The following is a 14697-nucleotide window of genomic DNA, read 5'->3' on the forward strand; positions in this document are numbered from 1 at the left end:
GCATAATCCCGCGCCCGTTTGTCATCACCGTTACAAGGTCTGCCTCAATGAAAGCTCAAGCCCGCCATATTCTGGTGAAAACCTCGGAAGAAGCCGAGCAGCTCAAACAACGCATCGCCAAGGGCGAAGCCTTCGATGTGCTGGCCAAAAAGTACTCCACCTGCCCGTCCGGCAAGCGTGGCGGCGACTTGGGTGAAGTGCGGCCGGGGCAGATGGTCGGGGTGATTGATGCGGTGATTTTCAAGAAACCGCTGCGGGTGGTGCATGGGCCGATCAAGAGCAAGTTCGGGTATCACCTGGTGCAGGTGTTTTATCGGGATTGATGGGGTGGCTTGAGGGCCCCTGTGGCGAGGGGGCTTGCCCCCGTTCGGCTGCGAAGCAGTCGTAAACCTGTGGATGCGGTTGTTAGAAGAATCGCAAGGGGCGGCTTCGCCACCCAACGGGGGCAAGCCCCCTCGCCACAAAAGCCCCCTCGCCACAGGGTCGCATTTCAATCTTTGGGGATTAACGCTCCGGGGACTTGGATCACTCTGCTCGCCAACCGATGCCCCGCCTGCGCCGCTTCAACCGGACTTCCGCCCTTGAGCCGACTGGCCAGGTACGCCGCGCTGAACGAATCCCCCGCCGCCGTGGTGTCCACCACGCGCTCGACCTTTTGCGCCGGCACTTCGAATGACTCCCCGCCGCAACGAATCAGGCAAGCCTCGGCGCCACGCTTGAGCACCACTTCCGGCGTGCCGATCTGCGCATACGCCTCAAACACGGCATCGCAATCGGAAAAATGAAACAGCGCCTGTTCGTCATCCACGGTTAGCAGTGCCAGATCCACGTACGGCAATACGCTGTGATACGCCACCCTCGCCTCTTCCACCGATGCCCACAAACGCGGTCGATAGTTGTTGTCGAAGACGATCCGCGCGTCCCGCTGCCGGGCTTCAATCAGGGTTTCCAGCAGCTTTTCCCGACCTTGCTCACCGAGTACCGCCAGGGTGATGCCGCTGAAATACAGCACGTCGTAATCCGGCAACGCCGCCAGGATCGGCGCGGCCGCCGGGGTGGTGAAGCAGCTGCGCACGGCCGCTTCGTTGCGCCAGTACAGGAAGCGACGCTCGCCGGCGGCGTCGGTCTGGATGCAGTACAAACCTGGTAAACGACCGGGCAAGCGCTGGACCAGGTCCAGGCCGATGTTTTCGGCGGCCCAACTCTGGCACATGGCATCGCTGAAGCTGTCATCGCCCAGCGCCGTGACGTAATCCACCGTGCCACCGCCCCCCAGTTCCCGGGACAAGTAGACGGCGGTGTTCAGGGTGTCGCCACCGAAGCTTTGTTGCAGGCTGCCGTCGGCGCGCTGCTGGAGCTCGATCATGCACTCGCCGATCAGGGCGATGCGCGGGGTGTTGGGCCCCAGGGGGTTGATGGTGTTCATGGATTTAGGGTTCTCTGGTGTTGATCGTTCCCACGCTCTGCGTGGGAATGCAGCCCGTGACGCTCCGCATCACATGCCGAAGCGGACGCGGAGCGTCCAGTGAGGCATTCCCACGCAGAGCGTGGGAACGATCAATTAGGGGTTAGAAACAGGTTTCCATGGTTTCAATCACCTGCAACTGCTCGTCCACCAGACACCCGGTGCGCCATTTATCAAAGGTCAGGCACGGGTGGGAAGTGCCAAACGAAATGATGTCCCCGACCCGCAATTCAACGCCCGGGGCCACGGTCATGAACGCATGCTGGTCCATCACCGCCGTCACTTTGCAGGCGCTCACATCGTCGCCAATCGCCGGAATTACGCCCGCCTTGTAACGCAACAATGGCACCGGCAAACCGGCGTCATACGCCACGTCACGTTTACCGAGGGCGATCACTGCAAACCCCGGTTCCGGCATCGACTGCACATGCGCCCAGACTTCCAGCGCCGGGCGCAGGCCTTCGTGCAGGTCGCTGCGACGGTCGAGCACGCAGCATTGCGCTTCTTTGTAGATGCCGTGGTCGTGGGCCACGTAACTGCCGGGGCGCAGCACGCTGAGGAAGCGTCCACCGGCGTTCTGGGCTTCGAAGGATTCGGCGATCAGGTCGTACCAGGCCGAGCCCGACGCGGTGATGATCGGTTTTGGAATCGCGAACGCGCCACTGTCCTGCAACTGCACCGCCAGGCGCACCAGGGACGCGGCGAATTCGCGGATGCCGGTCTCGGCGTGATCGCCGTGAATCACACCTTCGTAACCTTCGATGCCGGTCAACGCCAGTGCGGGTTGCGCGGCGATGGCCTTGGCCAGTTCGATGACTTCCTGCTCGGTGCGGCAGCCGCAACGGCCACCGACCACGCCGTATTCGATCATCACGTTCAAACGCACGCCGCGAGAAGCGAAGTAGGCGCCGAGGTCGGCGACGTTGTCCGGGTGATCGACCATGCAATGGAAATCGAAGGTCGAGTCGGCCAGCAAATCAGCGATCAGCGCCATGTTCGGCGTGCCCACCAGTTGGTTGGCCATCAGCACCCGACGCACGCCATGGGCGTAACCCGCGCGGGTCTGGGTGGCGCTGGCCAGGGTGATGCCCCAGGCGCCGGCGTCCAGTTGCCGGCGAAACAGCGCCGGGGTCATGCTGGTCTTGCCGTGGGGCGCCAGTTCTGCGCCGCTGTTGCTGACGAACGCCTGCATCCAGCGGATGTTGTGTTCCAGCGCTTCACGGTGCAGCACCAGCGCCGGCAGGCTGACGTCACGCACCAGGTGCGCGCCGGTTTGCGCAAAGCCTTTTTCTACGGCAGCAGAAGACATGATCCAACTCCTTACATTCGCGGCCGCCAGCAGCCGCGGTTATTCGTTGATACGCCGGGCCAGGTTGTTGGCGCTGTCGATCAGCACCCGGCGATACTCGTTGTAGTTGTTCTTGGCATCGGCCCGTGGAGCGACGATGCACAGGGTCGCAATGGCCACGCCGTTGGGGTCTTTGACCGGCGCGGCGAAGCAATGGGTGAAGGTGTCGGCGACGCTATCAAACGAGAAAAAGCCGTCGATACCGGCCTGACGGATTTCCTGGAGAAACTGCTCCAGCGGCAGGCGTTCGCCGTTGGGCAGGATGAAGTCGTCGTGGTCGATCAGGTCGATGATGGACTGATCGCTCAAATGCGACAGCAACAGGCGCCCGGACGCGGTCCAGGGAATCGGTGCGTTTTCGCCGATGTCCGAGGAAATGCGGAAATGCCGCTCGCCCTCTTTCATCAGTGCCACGGTGTACTTGCGCCCGTTGAGCAGGCACATCTGCGCGGTTTCGTGGGTCTGGCTGACGATTTCCTGCAAGGCGTGATCGGCCTCGCGGGTCAGGTCGAAATGGCGCAAGTGCGCCTGACCGAGGAAATACAGCTGACGGCCCAGGTAGACGTGACCGTCCTTGCCCACGGGTTCGAGAATGCGCCGCTCCAGCAGCGAGGCCACCAGTTCGTAGACCGTGGATTTCGGGCTGCCGATGCCGCTGGCAATTTCGTTCGGGCGCAGCGGTTGGCCGATTTCCTTGAGGAAATCGAGAATATCGAACGCCCGGTCCAGACCGCGAGCCCGGCGCTTGATGGTGTCTTCGGTCATGTTTCAGGTTCCCATTCAAAGTGCCGGGAGTTTAACGCTAATGATCGTTCCCACGCTCTGCGTCACATCCGAAGCGGAACGCTGAGCGTCCCTGGCGGCATTCCCACGCGGAGCGTAGGAACGATCACATACCCTGTAGGAGCGAGGCTTGCCCGCGAAGCAGTCACCGCCAATCTCAGGCCTTTTTCTTGTAAGCAATGCAGTCAATCTCAACCTTGCAATCAACCATCATGTTCGCCTGCACACAGGCCCGAGCCGGGGCGTGTTCGCTTTTGAAGTACTCGGAGAACACCTTGTTGAAGCTCCAGAAGTCCCGCGGGTCTTCCAGCCACACGCCGGCGCGCACCACGTCTTCGAGGCCATAACCGGCTTCTTCGAGGATCGCGATCAGGTTCTTCATGGTCTGGTGGGTCTGCTCGACGATGCCGCCCACGATGATTTCGCCATTCAGCGCCGGCACCTGGCCGGACACGTGCAGCCAGCCATCGGCTTCAACGGCGCGGGCGAAAGGACGAGGCTGGCCGCCACCGGCGGTGCTGCCGGTGCCGTAACGAGTAATGCTCATGAGTGTTTCTCCTGCTTAAAAAATTCTTCTGAAAAATCAGAAACGGGTGTTCTTGAGAAATTCCGCCAGGCGTGGCGATTTCGGGTGTTCAAACAATTCCTTGGGCGGCCCCTGCTCTTCGATCCGCCCCTGGTTCATGAAGACAATCTTGTCCGAGACTTCGAAGGCAAAGCGCATTTCGTGGGTCACTAGCAACATGGTCATGCCTTCGTCGGCCAGGCCCTTGATCACGTTCAGCACTTCGCCGACCAGTTCCGGGTCGAGGGCCGAGGTGACTTCGTCGAACAGCATCAGGCTCGGGTTCATCGCAATCGCCCGGGCAATCGCCACCCGCTGTTGCTGACCACCGGACAACTGACCGGGATAGTGATCCCGCCGTTCATACAGGCCCACGCGCTCCAGCCATTTCTCGGCCAGCGCCACGGCTTCATCCTTGTGCAGCTTCTTGACCTTGAGCAAACCCAGGGTGACGTTCTGCAACGCGGTGAGGTGCGGGAACAGGTTGAATTGCTGGAACGCCATGCCGGTCATCGCACGATGCCGGGCAATGACCTTTTCGGCATGGCGCACGCGTTTGCCGTTGACCTCGTCATAGCCAATGGATTCGCCGTCGAGCAGGATCTGCCCGCCCTGGAATTCTTCGAGCATGTTCACGCAACGCAGCAGCGTGGTCTTGCCCGAGCCGCTGGAGCCGATCAGCGTGACCACGTTGCCGCGCTGCATGGTCAAGTCGACGCCCTTGAGCACTTCAAGCTTGCCGTATTGTTTGTGCAGGCCGCGAATGTCCAGCAAGGCCTGGCCGTTAGGTGCAACAGAAGTCTGAGTCATGGCAAAGCCACCCGCTTTTCAATGTGCCGGCCGAGTAATTCGATGGCGTAGTTGATGACGAAAAAGAGGAAACCGGCGAACAGGTAGAACTCCAGGGTCATGAAGGTCCGGGCGATGATCTGTTGCGTGCTGAGCAGCAACTCGGCGACGCCGATCACCGAGAGCAAGGTCGAGGCCTTGACGATTTCAGTGGACGAGTTGACCCAGGTCGGCAGGATCTGCCGCAGCGCCTGGGGCAACAACACGTAACCCAGGGACTGATAAAACGTCAGGCCAATCGCCTTGCTCGCTTCCATCTGCCCGCGTGGCAAGGCTTGCAGTGCCCCGCGCACGATTTCAGCGACGTGGGAGCCGCAGAACAGCGTCAGCCCCAAGGCCCCGGCCTGAAACGCGCTGATCTGCCAGCCCAGCGCCGGCGCCATATAAAAGCAGGCCAGCACCAGCACAAACACCGGCGTGCCACGGATCAGGTCGACGTAGAAACGAAACGGTGCGCGCATCCAGACATTGCCGTAGGTCAGCACCAGTCCGGAGACGATGCCGATCAACGTACCGAGCAAAATCGCCAGGGCCGAGCACTGCACCGTGACCAGAAAGCCCTGCCAGAGCACTTCCCGCGCCACCCACAACTCATGCAACCAACTAGGGGATTCGTACATGGAAGGCTCCTATCGGCGGATCGCCAGACGCTGCTCGAGATAACGCAGGATCATGGCAATGAGGTAACAAGCCGCAACATAGAGCGCTGTGGTCACCATCCAGGTTTCAATCACCCGGTAGCTCTCGACATTGATCTTGCGCGCGTAATAGGTCAGCTCCGGCACCGCGATCGCGGCCGCCAGGGAGGTGTCCTTGAACAGCGAAATGAAGTTGTTCGACAGCGCCGGCAGCACATTGCGCAGCATCACCGGCACGGTGACGTAGGCCTTGACCTGCCACTCGCCGAGGCCAATCGCCAGCCCGGCTTCGCGTTGCCCTTTGGGAATGCTCAACAGCCCGCCACGGAACACTTCGGTCAGGTACGCCCCGGCATACAGCGACAGGGTGATGATGAACGAGGGGATCTTGTCCAGGCGAATCCCCAGGCTCGGCAAGGCGAAGTAGATCAACAGAATCAACACCAGAATCGGCGTGTTACGGATCACCGTCACGTACACCGACGCCAGCACCCGCAACGCGCGATGCTTGGACAACAAAGCAAACGCCATCATCAGGCCGATCACGCAACCGATGGCGATCGACACCAGCGCCAGCTCCAGGCCCAGACCGAGCCCCGCCAGCAAACTGGGAAAATCGCGCCACACGGCGGCAAAGTTCAACTGATAGTTCATGGTCAGCAGTACCTTGAACGGGGCGCCTTCATAGCCGCCCCGCTCATCCTCAAGAAATGGAAACGTCGCGAGCGAAGGAAAGACAAGGCGAAAACAGGCGAGAAAGCGGAGTTGGCTTTAGCCAATGAGCATTTCGAGTCTGTTTTCAACGCAGTATTTCCGAGCGCAGCAGTTTTCATTTGAATTCGACGGGGAAACCGATAGCTGGGGTCGGCAGATCGACGCCGAACCACTGCTTGAACGACGCCGCGTAGGTCGGAAACTCGACGCCGGTCATGGCTTCATGCAGCACGGTGTTGACGAAGTTCAGCCAATCCTGATCGCCGCGCTTGACCGCGCACGCGTAGGTTTGCGGGCTCCAGGCGTAGGTCGGGCTGCGATAGCGGCCAGGGTTTTGCACCATCAGGTATTTGACCGAGGACTGGTCGGTGGCAGCGGTGTCGGCACGGCCGGAGTTCACGGCTTGGTACATCAGGTCGACGCTGTCGTACTGATCGACCTTGGCTTTAGGCAGCGCCTGATGCACCAACTCTTCGGCATACACGTTCTGCAGCACGGCCACGGTCACACTGTCGCCGGCGGCTTTCAGGTCTTCGATTTCCTTGTACTTGCTGTTGGCCGGCAGCAGCAAGCCGACACCTTCTCGGTAGTACGGCAGGGTGAACGCAACCTGCTGCGCACGGCTGGCGGTGACGGTGATGAACTGGCAACTGATGTCGACCTTGTCCGTCAGCAGGTTCGGAATCCGCGCATCGGAGGACTGCACCACGTACTCGACCTTGCTCGGGTCGTTGAACAAACCCTTGGCGATCATGTGCCCGATATCGATATCAAACCCCTGCAACTTGCCGTCCGCTCCCTGGAAATGCCACGGCGCGTTGGTACTGCCTGTACCCACGACCAACTTGCCACGGGCCAGCACGCTGTCGAGCTTACTGTCCGCCGCCTGGGCAACGCCCATGGCAGCAGCCGTAGCCGCAAAGAGAAAAACACACGCTTTGAACAAAGAAGGTCGGCGATGCATGGCAAGCACTCCAGAGTGTTGTGTATTCCGTTATACCGGATATAGGTGTGTAACAACGGAATAGACAGCAGAAAGTGTGCCATAGGATGGAGTGGTGATGTTGGAGAGATTGAAATGTGTTTTGAATCAAAGGGATGTACGAAAGAGGAGAAAAGGCGTTACCAAACGCACGGATGAGGGAGCGCTACCGAGGGCCACACGTGGGCGGGTAGTCGCACCACATTAGGCAAGCGGCGATTCAAAATGTGGCACCGCATTACTTTCGTAGGAGCTGCCGAAGGCTGCGATCTTTTCTTCAAATCGCATGAATCTGAGGAAGATCAAAAGATCGCAGCCTTCGGCAGCTCCTACATCCAGTGGGTCTGCGGGGATAAAGGTGAGGCCCACCTGTAATTTCTGACAGTAGACCCGCCCGCCCCCCTCCTTTACCGTCAACAAGCCTTCACTGATCGTTGTGAAAAGGAGACTTCAATGACTTCAACCACCCCTCAAACGGCCTTGGCCCCGACCTACCGCAAAGCCCTGAAGACCTGGCGGCCGGTGATTCTGTACTTCGGTAATGAGCACTGCCCTGCGTGTGAATACGCCGGGCCAGTGTTTCGGGCGATTGCCGAGTCGTTTCGGCATCGGGCAGATATTTACATGTTGAATACCAGCGAATCGCCCCGGCATCCGAACGTGACCGGCACCCCGACCGTATTGTTTTACAAAGACCGGAAGCTGCTGAAAAAGCTCAAGGGGATTGGGACCGAGGAAACGCTGGCCGCCGATTTCGCGGCGCACATTGGCAAGGTGAAACCCAAAGTCGTGGCCCGAAAACCGAGCCACGACTTGGCGTGGTTGCGTCGAACCTTGCGGCGCTTGTGCACGGTGGCGCGGGCACGGACGTTGATCGGGGCTTGAGTGGCGCGCCCTGCGCAGCGTTACCCGCCGCTGCGCACCAACAACACCCGCACTACCCGCCGCTCCTCGACCGCCACCACCGTCATGGTCCAGCCGTCCCACTCATGCCGGTCACCCATGATCGGCAGGCGATCCAGCACGCTCATCACCCACCCGGCCAGGGTCTGGTAATCCTCGGTGGGTTCGGCACTGAAACCGGTCAACTGACGCACCCGCGTCAGGCTCAACGCGCCGCTGACCATGAACCCGCCCTGCTCTTGCACCACGTCCGGGCCTTCGATTTCGCTGGCGTCCGGCAATTCGCCGGCGATGGATTCGAGGATGTCGGTCATGGTCAACACACCGACGAAGTCGCCGAATTCATTGACCACAAAAGCGATGTGGGTCGAGGCTTTGCGCATCTGCTCCAGGGCATTGAGGATCGAGTAGCTGTCGAGCAAGTTGATGGTCGTGCGCGCCAGGTCTTGGAGGTCGGGCTCATTGCCGGCCAGATAGTCCTTGAGCAGTTCCTTTTTGTGCACGAAGCCCAATGGCTCATCCACCGCGCCATTGCGAATCAGCGGCAGGCGTGAGTAGGACGAATGCATCAAGCGTGTTCGAATGGTCTCGGCATCGTCGGCCAGATCGATATGGTCGACGTCAGCCCGCACCGTCATCAGGGTACGAATCGGCCGCTCGGCCAGTTGCAGCACACCGCTGATCATCACCCGCTCACGGCGGTCGAACAGCACTTCATTCGGCGCTGCACCGTTGTCCAGCAGGTCGGCAATCTCTTCGCCGACTTCTTCCACCGCCAACGTGCGACCGCCCAGCAAACGCATCACCGCATGGGCCGTGCGCTCACGCATTGGCTTCAGACCTTGCATGGAGCGCTTGCGCCGGGCGCGGGCGATCTGGTTGAACACTTCGATCAGGATCGAGAAGCCGATGGCCGCGTACAGGTACCCCTTGGGAATGTGGAAGCCCAGGCCCTCGGCAGTCAGGGCGAAACCGATCATCATCAGGAAGCCCAGGCACAGCATGATCACCGTCGGGTGTTCGTTGACGAAACGGGTCAGCGGCTTGCTGGCGACGATCATCAGGCCGATGGAGATGATCACCGCGATCATCATCACCGCCAGCTCGTCGACCATGCCCACGGCGGTAATCACCGCATCCAGGGAGAACACCGCGTCGAGCACCACGATCTGCGCCACGATTGGCCAGAACATCGCATAAGCCGCATTGCCGGTGCGCTGGCCGACATGGCCTTCGAGTCGTTCGTGCAACTCCATGGTGGCCTTGAACAACAGGAACACACCGCCGAACAGCATGATCAGGTCACGCCCCGAGAAGCTCTTGTCGAACACCTCGAACAGCGGCTGGGTCAGGGTCACCAGCCAGGAAATACTGGCCAGCAGGCCCAGGCGCATCAGCAGCGCCAGGGACAAACCGATGATCCGCGCCCGGTCGCGCTGATGCGGCGGCAGCTTGTCCGCCAGGATCGCGATAAACACCAGGTTGTCGATGCCCAGCACCAGTTCCAGCACGATCAACGTCAACAAGCCCAGCCAGGCGGTGGGGTCAGCTATCCATTCCATAAAAATGTCTCGATCTCTTCAGCGAATTCAGAATGCCGGGCACGGCAAGGTGCGGCGCGAGGGCCGTGGGAGCGTAGATGCAGAAAGAGATAGAGGTCGGAAAACCGGGTGTTTGACGTGCGTCAGGGTTGCGCGAAGGCGCGAGATGGAGGGCTGACTGGGGGGCTCCGGGAGGGTGTTCATGCAGGTCCTGAGTGGAAAAAAGGACTTGGAGCGTACAGGTGAAAGTCACAATCCCCACAGCGGGAAATCATTACAAGATCTGTAGAGAGATCAAAAGAGCGCAGCCTTCGGCGGCGCCCACAGGCACGTAGGAACTGCCGAAGGCTGCGATCTTTTCGCTTTTAACGCCCTCTCTTCATGTGCTCGATATACCTGACCACCGCCGCCGACCGCTCAAACCGCCGATAAATCAGAGACAACCACGAACTCGCCTCGCACCCTTCAATTTCCCGATACACCACCCCCGGCAATCCCACATGCCCGACCACCGATTCCGGTACCACCGCCACGCCCTGCCCCAGTGACACCAGCGCAATCACCGCCACCAACCCACCGGGTTGGGGCCCTAAAACAGGCGCGAATCCGCCCTCAGCAGCGACCTGCAACGTACCGTTGATTTGCTCCGGCAGGATAAACGTTTCGTTTTGCAGATGCGCCGGGCTGATTTGCGGCAAGCGGCACAGCCAGGACTCACTCGACAGCGCCAGCACAAAGCCTTCCGCATCGAGCCGCACCGCTTCCAGCCCTTCGGGCAAGGTCATCGGCGAGCGCACGTAACCGATGTCGAACCGGCCCTCGATCACCATGCCCGGCAACGCTGCCATTGGGCTTTCCCGCACATTCAGGCTGACGTCCGGGCACTCGCGAATAAAGGCCTGCACCTGTTTTTGCAGCAACCCCGAATACACCGCCGAGGCCACGTAACCCAGTTCGATATGGCCGATATCACCGCGTCCGGCGCGCTGGGCGTTGCGTTGGGCGTACTCGAATTGGCGCACCGTGGCTTCGGCCTCGATCACCAGCGCCGCGCCGGCTTCGGTCAGGCTGACTTCCCGTTGCTGGCGCAGGAACAGCCGCGTGCCGAGTTCGGTTTCCATGTCCTGAATCTGTCGGCTCAAGGTCGGCGGGGCAATGCCCAGTTGCTCAGCCGCACGGGTGAAATTGCGCTGCCGGGCAACGGCCAGGAAGTAGCGGAAATGACGTATATCCATGGTGCATTAGCTCAAAGGTAATGAAGTCCCGACTGACAGCTAACAAAGCAACGCAGCCAACGGGATAAGCTTTCGATGCAGCCACAGTAGAGAGCCAAAACCATGCACGTCAAACCCCTTACTCAAAAGGCAATCCGATCATGAGCAAGGTCAGCCCACGCTTGACGCTGCTGACCGCCTCCGGGGTGTGCTCGCTGATCGTCCTCGACACCAACATCGTCGCCGTCACGTTGCCGACCATCGCCCGGGACCTGGGCGCCAATTTTGCCGACATCGAATGGGTGGTCAGCGCCTACATGCTGGCCTTCGCCGCGCTGTTGCTGCCGGCGGGGAGCATCGCCGACCGCTTCGGCCGACAGAAAACCCTGCTCTGGGGCCTGGGCCTTTTCATCCTGGCTTCCCTCGGTTGCGGCGCGGCGCCGAGCGCGTTGTTCCTGGACATCGCCCGCGCGATCAAAGGCGTTGGCGCCGCGTTGTTGCTGACATCGGCGCTGGCCTCGATTGGCCACACCTTTCACGACGAAGTCGAACGGGCCAAGGCCTGGGCATTCTGGGGCGCGTGCATGGGTGTGGCGATGACCGCCGCGCCAACGTTGGGTGGTTTGATCACCGAATACATCGGCTGGCGCTGGATTTTCTACCTCAACCTGCCGGTGGGTGCGTTGCTGATGGCGTTGGTCTGGCGCAACGTGCCGGAATCCCGGGACACCCAGTCCGCGCGTCTCGACCCGTGGGGCAGCCTGGCCTTCAGTGCGAGTTTGCTGTGCCTGATCTGGGGCCTGATCGAAGCCAATCGCATCGGCTGGAACACTCCCATGACCTATGCCCGGCTAATCGGCGGCGCCTTGTTGCTCGGGCTGTTTGTGCTGATCGAGCGCCTGCAGCAGCGGCCCATGGTCGACCTGCAATTGTTCAAGCACCCGCGCTTTATCGGCGCGCTGCTGGGGATGTTCGCCTACGCCGGTTGTGCCCAAGTGATGATGACGCTGCTGCCGTTCTACCTGCAAAACGGTTTGGGGTTCTCGGCCATCGCCTCGGGACTGGGGATGCTGCCATTCGCGTTGACGATGCTGATCTGCCCGCGCATCGGCGCACGGCTGGCGAGCCGTTTTGCCCCCGCGACTTTGATGGCTGCGGGCCTGACGCTGGTCGGCGGCGGCAACCTGCTCAGCGCCTGGGCGGTCAACAGCGGCGGCTATTTGCCGTTCGCCCTGGCCATTGCGGTGACCGGCGCCGGGGCCGGGTTGCTCAATGGTGATACCCAGAAAAACATCATGGCCTGCGTGCCCCGCGACCGCGCCGGCATGGCCTCGGGCATGAGCACCACCATGCGCTTCAGCGCGATCATGCTCGCCATCGGCGTGTACGGCGCGTTGCTGGCCGGTCATACCGAGCTGTTGCTGCGCGACAGCCTGTCGGGACAATGGGCAGAGCAGGCCCGTGGAATCGCCTCGCGGGTGGTGGCCGGGGACATGACCGCGGCGTTGGGCCTGCTGCCGGACACCGCGCGTGGCGTTGTCGAACCGCTGGCCCGGCAAGCGTTTGTTGGTGGTTTCAGTTTGTTGCTGCTGGTCGCGGGGTTGTTGGCGCTGCTGGGGGCGCTGGTGGTGGGCACGTTGATGCGTAATCCGATTCCAGTCCCCTCAAACCATGTATCGGGGACCGTTGCTCACCAGTGATGACATTGCGTTGACTATCAGGGCCTCTTCGCGGGCAAGCCTCGCTCCTACAGGGGGGGCGGTGGTGAACACAGATATTGTGTACGACGATCCCCTTGTAGGAGCAAAGCTTGCTCGCGAAGGCGGTTTCACATTCAACAGGGATGTTGGCTGGCCCACCGCGTTCGCGAGCAAGCCCGCTCCCACAGGGGATCTGGGGCGATCAACGCGGCTGCTTGAAGGACGCCAGCACCCGCTCGGCATTCGCGTCGCAGCCCATGCCTTCGGGTTTCGCCTGGATGTCGTCGATCACCGCCAGCAGCTTCGCCTTGCTCTGCGCCAGGTGTTGCTGCATTTCTTCGATCTGCTCGACTTTGCGCGTCAGCCCCGCCAGCAGTTCGTCGTGCTTGAATTCACCGGTGGCGGTGTCTGGCATCAACTGCTTCAACTCTTCCAGGCTGAACCCGGCCTGTTGGGCGCACTGGATCAGGTACAGCGTCTGCAACACCTGTTCGGGGTAATGCCGGTAGCCGTTGGCCCGGCGCTCGACTTTCTGGATCAACCCTTGAGCCTCGTAGAACCGAATACGCGACGGGTTGAAGCCACTTAACTCCGCCAATTCACCAATCTTCATCCCGACCTCATTTGCCTGCTTGACATTAAAGTTAACTTTAAGCTTAGCCTCCACCCATCACTGATGAGGAGTCAAGCATGTCGCCCTTTCAAACACTGAATTTGCCCAACGGCCAGACCATCGGCAATCGCATCGCCAAAGCCGCGATGGAAGAAAATCTCGCGGATACCCGACAGGCGCCGTCCGATGCCCTGTTGCGTCTGTATCAAGCCTGGGCCGGAGGTGAAGCCGGGTTGTTGCTGACCGGCAACGTGATGATCGACCGTCGCGCCATGACCGGCCCCGGCGGCGTGGCGCTGGAAGACGAGCAACACCTTGAGCGTTTTCGCCAGTGGGCAACGATTGGCCGGGCCGGTGGCGCGCAGTTCTGGGTGCAGCTCAATCATCCGGGGCGCCAGACCATGGCCAATCTGGGTCAGCAGGCCTGGGCGCCGTCAGCGGTGGCGCTGGACCTGGGCTCGTTCTCGAAAATGTTCGCCGAACCCAAGCCGATGACCGAAAGCGACATCCATGAAGTGATCCAACGCTTCGCCACCAGCGCGGCCCTCGCGGAGAAGGCCGGATTCACTGGCGTGCAGATTCACGCGGCCCACGGTTACCTGCTCAGCCAGTTCTTGTCGCCACTGACCAATCGCCGCACCGATCAATGGGGCGGCTCTCTGGAAAATCGCGCGCGGCTGCTGCTTGAGGTGGTCAGTGCCGTACGTAAAACCGTGTCGCCAAAATTCTGCGTCTCAGTGAAGCTCAACTCAGCGGACTTCCAACGCGGCGGCTTCGATGCGGACGACGCCAGGCAAGTGATCCAGTGGCTCAACGAACAGCAGATCGACTTGCTCGAATTGTCCGGCGGCAGCTACGAAGCCCCGGCCATGCAAGGCGAAGCCCGGGACGGCCGCACTCTGGCCCGCGAAGCCTACTTCCTGGAGATGGCCGGCGAACTGGCCAGCGTGGCGCGCATGCCGGTGATGGTGACCGGCGGCATTCGTCGCTTGGCCATCGTCGAACAGGTACTCGACAGCGGCATCGCCATGGCCGGGATCGGCACCGCGATGGCGGTTGAGCCGCACCTGGTCAAGCACTGGCGCGAAGGCAAGAACAGCCATCCGCAACTGCCGCCGATCCACTGGAAGCGCAAACCCCTGGCGGCGCTGGCGACCATGGCGGTGGTCAAGTTCCAGATGCATCGCCTGAGCCGTGGCCACCAGCCCCGACCGCAAGTCTCGGCGCTGTGGGCGTTGATCCGCGATCAGTTGTACATCGCCAAACGCACCCGCCAATACAAACAGGCCATGGCCAAGTAAACGAGTCTTCACAAATCCCCGGGAGTCATGCCAGCCGTTGAGTTGTCCCTTTTTCTATCCCAAGGACAACTCATCGATCAC

The 14697-nt window shown here is 61.0% G+C and carries 16 protein-coding genes; 4 read left to right on the forward strand and 12 right to left on the reverse strand.

Features of this window, described 5'->3' with window-relative positions; translation table 11 throughout:
* Positions 1-23: 23 nt before the first annotated feature.
* Positions 24-323 carry a peptidylprolyl isomerase gene (locus ACZ89E_RS07925; RefSeq protein ID WP_256672389.1) on the forward strand — a complete coding sequence of 100 codons (300 nt, stop codon included), beginning with the start codon at positions 24-26 and terminating at the stop codon, positions 321-323.
* 167 nt (positions 324-490) lie between these two features.
* On the opposite strand, the gene ACZ89E_RS07930 is transcribed toward ACZ89E_RS07925, so the two are convergent.
* The 9 genes from ACZ89E_RS07930 to ACZ89E_RS07970 form a co-directional block, all read right to left on the reverse strand.
* Complete coding sequence (locus ACZ89E_RS07930; RefSeq protein ID WP_476255296.1) at positions 491-1426, reverse strand: sugar kinase; 936 nt, start codon at positions 1424-1426, stop codon at positions 491-493.
* Positions 1427-1568: 142 nt separating this feature from the next.
* Positions 1569-2774 (reverse strand): amino acid deaminase, encoded by a 1206-nt coding sequence (locus tag ACZ89E_RS07935; RefSeq protein WP_149661232.1) that lies wholly within the window; start codon positions 2772-2774, stop codon positions 1569-1571.
* 39 nt (positions 2775-2813) lie between these two features.
* A complete protein-coding gene (locus ACZ89E_RS07940) occupies positions 2814-3578 on the reverse strand; it encodes an IclR family transcriptional regulator (RefSeq protein ID WP_476255297.1) in 765 nt (254 codons plus the stop codon).
* 175 nt (positions 3579-3753) lie between these two features.
* A complete protein-coding gene (locus tag ACZ89E_RS07945) occupies positions 3754-4143 on the reverse strand; it encodes a RidA family protein (protein WP_133836284.1) in 390 nt (129 codons plus the stop codon).
* A 36-nt stretch (positions 4144-4179) separates the two neighbouring features.
* Complete coding sequence (locus ACZ89E_RS07950) at positions 4180-4971, reverse strand: amino acid ABC transporter ATP-binding protein (RefSeq protein ID WP_123407719.1); 792 nt, start codon at positions 4969-4971, stop codon at positions 4180-4182.
* Positions 4968-5630, reverse strand: coding sequence for an amino acid ABC transporter permease (locus ACZ89E_RS07955; protein ID WP_476255298.1), 663 nt, complete (start codon positions 5628-5630; stop codon positions 4968-4970). The genes ACZ89E_RS07950 and ACZ89E_RS07955 overlap by 4 nt, the downstream gene beginning before the upstream one ends.
* Before the next feature lie 9 nt (positions 5631-5639).
* Positions 5640-6302 carry an amino acid ABC transporter permease gene (locus ACZ89E_RS07960; protein WP_149661234.1) on the reverse strand — a complete coding sequence of 221 codons (663 nt, stop codon included), beginning with the start codon at positions 6300-6302 and terminating at the stop codon, positions 5640-5642.
* A 175-nt stretch (positions 6303-6477) separates the two neighbouring features.
* Positions 6478-7326, reverse strand: coding sequence for a transporter substrate-binding domain-containing protein (locus ACZ89E_RS07965; protein WP_149661235.1), 849 nt, complete (start codon positions 7324-7326; stop codon positions 6478-6480).
* 222 nt (positions 7327-7548) lie between these two features.
* Positions 7549-7713: a hypothetical protein gene (locus ACZ89E_RS07970; RefSeq protein WP_476255299.1), complete on the reverse strand. Its 165-nt coding sequence runs from the start codon at positions 7711-7713 to the stop codon at positions 7549-7551.
* Positions 7714-7797: 84 nt separating this feature from the next.
* Here ACZ89E_RS07970 and ACZ89E_RS07975 point away from each other — a divergent pair, with 84 nt between their 5' ends.
* Positions 7798-8229 (forward strand): thioredoxin family protein, encoded by a 432-nt coding sequence (locus tag ACZ89E_RS07975; protein WP_476255300.1) that lies wholly within the window; start codon positions 7798-7800, stop codon positions 8227-8229.
* Between the two features lie 20 nt (positions 8230-8249).
* On the opposite strand, the gene ACZ89E_RS07980 is transcribed toward ACZ89E_RS07975, so the two are convergent.
* A complete protein-coding gene (locus ACZ89E_RS07980) occupies positions 8250-9809 on the reverse strand; it encodes a TerC family protein (RefSeq protein WP_476255301.1) in 1560 nt (519 codons plus the stop codon).
* Between the two features lie 344 nt (positions 9810-10153).
* Positions 10154-11023 (reverse strand): LysR family transcriptional regulator, encoded by an 870-nt coding sequence (locus ACZ89E_RS07985; RefSeq protein ID WP_476255302.1) that lies wholly within the window; start codon positions 11021-11023, stop codon positions 10154-10156.
* A 140-nt stretch (positions 11024-11163) separates the two neighbouring features.
* Between ACZ89E_RS07985 and ACZ89E_RS07990 the strand changes: the two genes are divergently transcribed.
* Positions 11164-12702, forward strand: a complete 1539-nt coding sequence (locus ACZ89E_RS07990; RefSeq protein ID WP_476255303.1) for an MFS transporter — start codon at positions 11164-11166, stop codon at positions 12700-12702.
* Between the two features lie 202 nt (positions 12703-12904).
* Here the strand turns inward: ACZ89E_RS07990 and ACZ89E_RS07995 are convergent, their stop codons facing one another.
* Positions 12905-13315 carry a MerR family transcriptional regulator gene (locus ACZ89E_RS07995; RefSeq protein WP_149661241.1) on the reverse strand — a complete coding sequence of 137 codons (411 nt, stop codon included), beginning with the start codon at positions 13313-13315 and terminating at the stop codon, positions 12905-12907.
* Positions 13316-13392: 77 nt separating this feature from the next.
* Between ACZ89E_RS07995 and ACZ89E_RS08000 the strand changes: the two genes are divergently transcribed.
* Complete coding sequence (locus ACZ89E_RS08000) at positions 13393-14616, forward strand: NADH:flavin oxidoreductase/NADH oxidase family protein (protein ID WP_476255304.1); 1224 nt, start codon at positions 13393-13395, stop codon at positions 14614-14616.
* The last annotated feature ends 81 nt before the right edge of the window (positions 14617-14697 follow it).

The organism is Pseudomonas sp. TE3899, from assembly GCF_056279105.1.

Excerpts from the sequence above, each read along its gene's own strand:
- ACZ89E_RS07960 (WP_149661234.1), bottom strand. The coding sequence starts at position 6,302 with ATGAACTATCAGTTGAACTTTGCCGCCGTGTGGCGCGATTTTCCCAGT.
- ACZ89E_RS07945 (WP_133836284.1), bottom strand. The coding sequence starts at position 4,143 with ATGAGCATTACTCGTTACGGCACCGGCAGCACCGCCGGTGGCGGCCAG.
- ACZ89E_RS07955 (WP_476255298.1), bottom strand. The coding sequence starts at position 5,630 with ATGTACGAATCCCCTAGTTGGTTGCATGAGTTGTGGGTGGCGCGGGAA.
- ACZ89E_RS07940 (WP_476255297.1), bottom strand. The coding sequence starts at position 3,578 with ATGACCGAAGACACCATCAAGCGCCGGGCTCGCGGTCTGGACCGGGCG.
- ACZ89E_RS07990 (WP_476255303.1), top strand. The coding sequence starts at position 11,164 with ATGAGCAAGGTCAGCCCACGCTTGACGCTGCTGACCGCCTCCGGGGTG.
- ACZ89E_RS07975 (WP_476255300.1), top strand. The coding sequence starts at position 7,798 with ATGACTTCAACCACCCCTCAAACGGCCTTGGCCCCGACCTACCGCAAA.
- ACZ89E_RS07965 (WP_149661235.1), bottom strand. The coding sequence starts at position 7,326 with ATGCATCGCCGACCTTCTTTGTTCAAAGCGTGTGTTTTTCTCTTTGCG.
- ACZ89E_RS08000 (WP_476255304.1), top strand. The coding sequence starts at position 13,393 with ATGTCGCCCTTTCAAACACTGAATTTGCCCAACGGCCAGACCATCGGC.
- ACZ89E_RS07980 (WP_476255301.1), bottom strand. The coding sequence starts at position 9,809 with ATGGAATGGATAGCTGACCCCACCGCCTGGCTGGGCTTGTTGACGTTG.
- ACZ89E_RS07985 (WP_476255302.1), bottom strand. The coding sequence starts at position 11,023 with ATGGATATACGTCATTTCCGCTACTTCCTGGCCGTTGCCCGGCAGCGC.
- ACZ89E_RS07950 (WP_123407719.1), bottom strand. The coding sequence starts at position 4,971 with ATGACTCAGACTTCTGTTGCACCTAACGGCCAGGCCTTGCTGGACATT.
- ACZ89E_RS07935 (WP_149661232.1), bottom strand. The coding sequence starts at position 2,774 with ATGTCTTCTGCTGCCGTAGAAAAAGGCTTTGCGCAAACCGGCGCGCAC.
- ACZ89E_RS07995 (WP_149661241.1), bottom strand. The coding sequence starts at position 13,315 with ATGAAGATTGGTGAATTGGCGGAGTTAAGTGGCTTCAACCCGTCGCGT.
- ACZ89E_RS07930 (WP_476255296.1), bottom strand. The coding sequence starts at position 1,426 with ATGAACACCATCAACCCCCTGGGGCCCAACACCCCGCGCATCGCCCTG.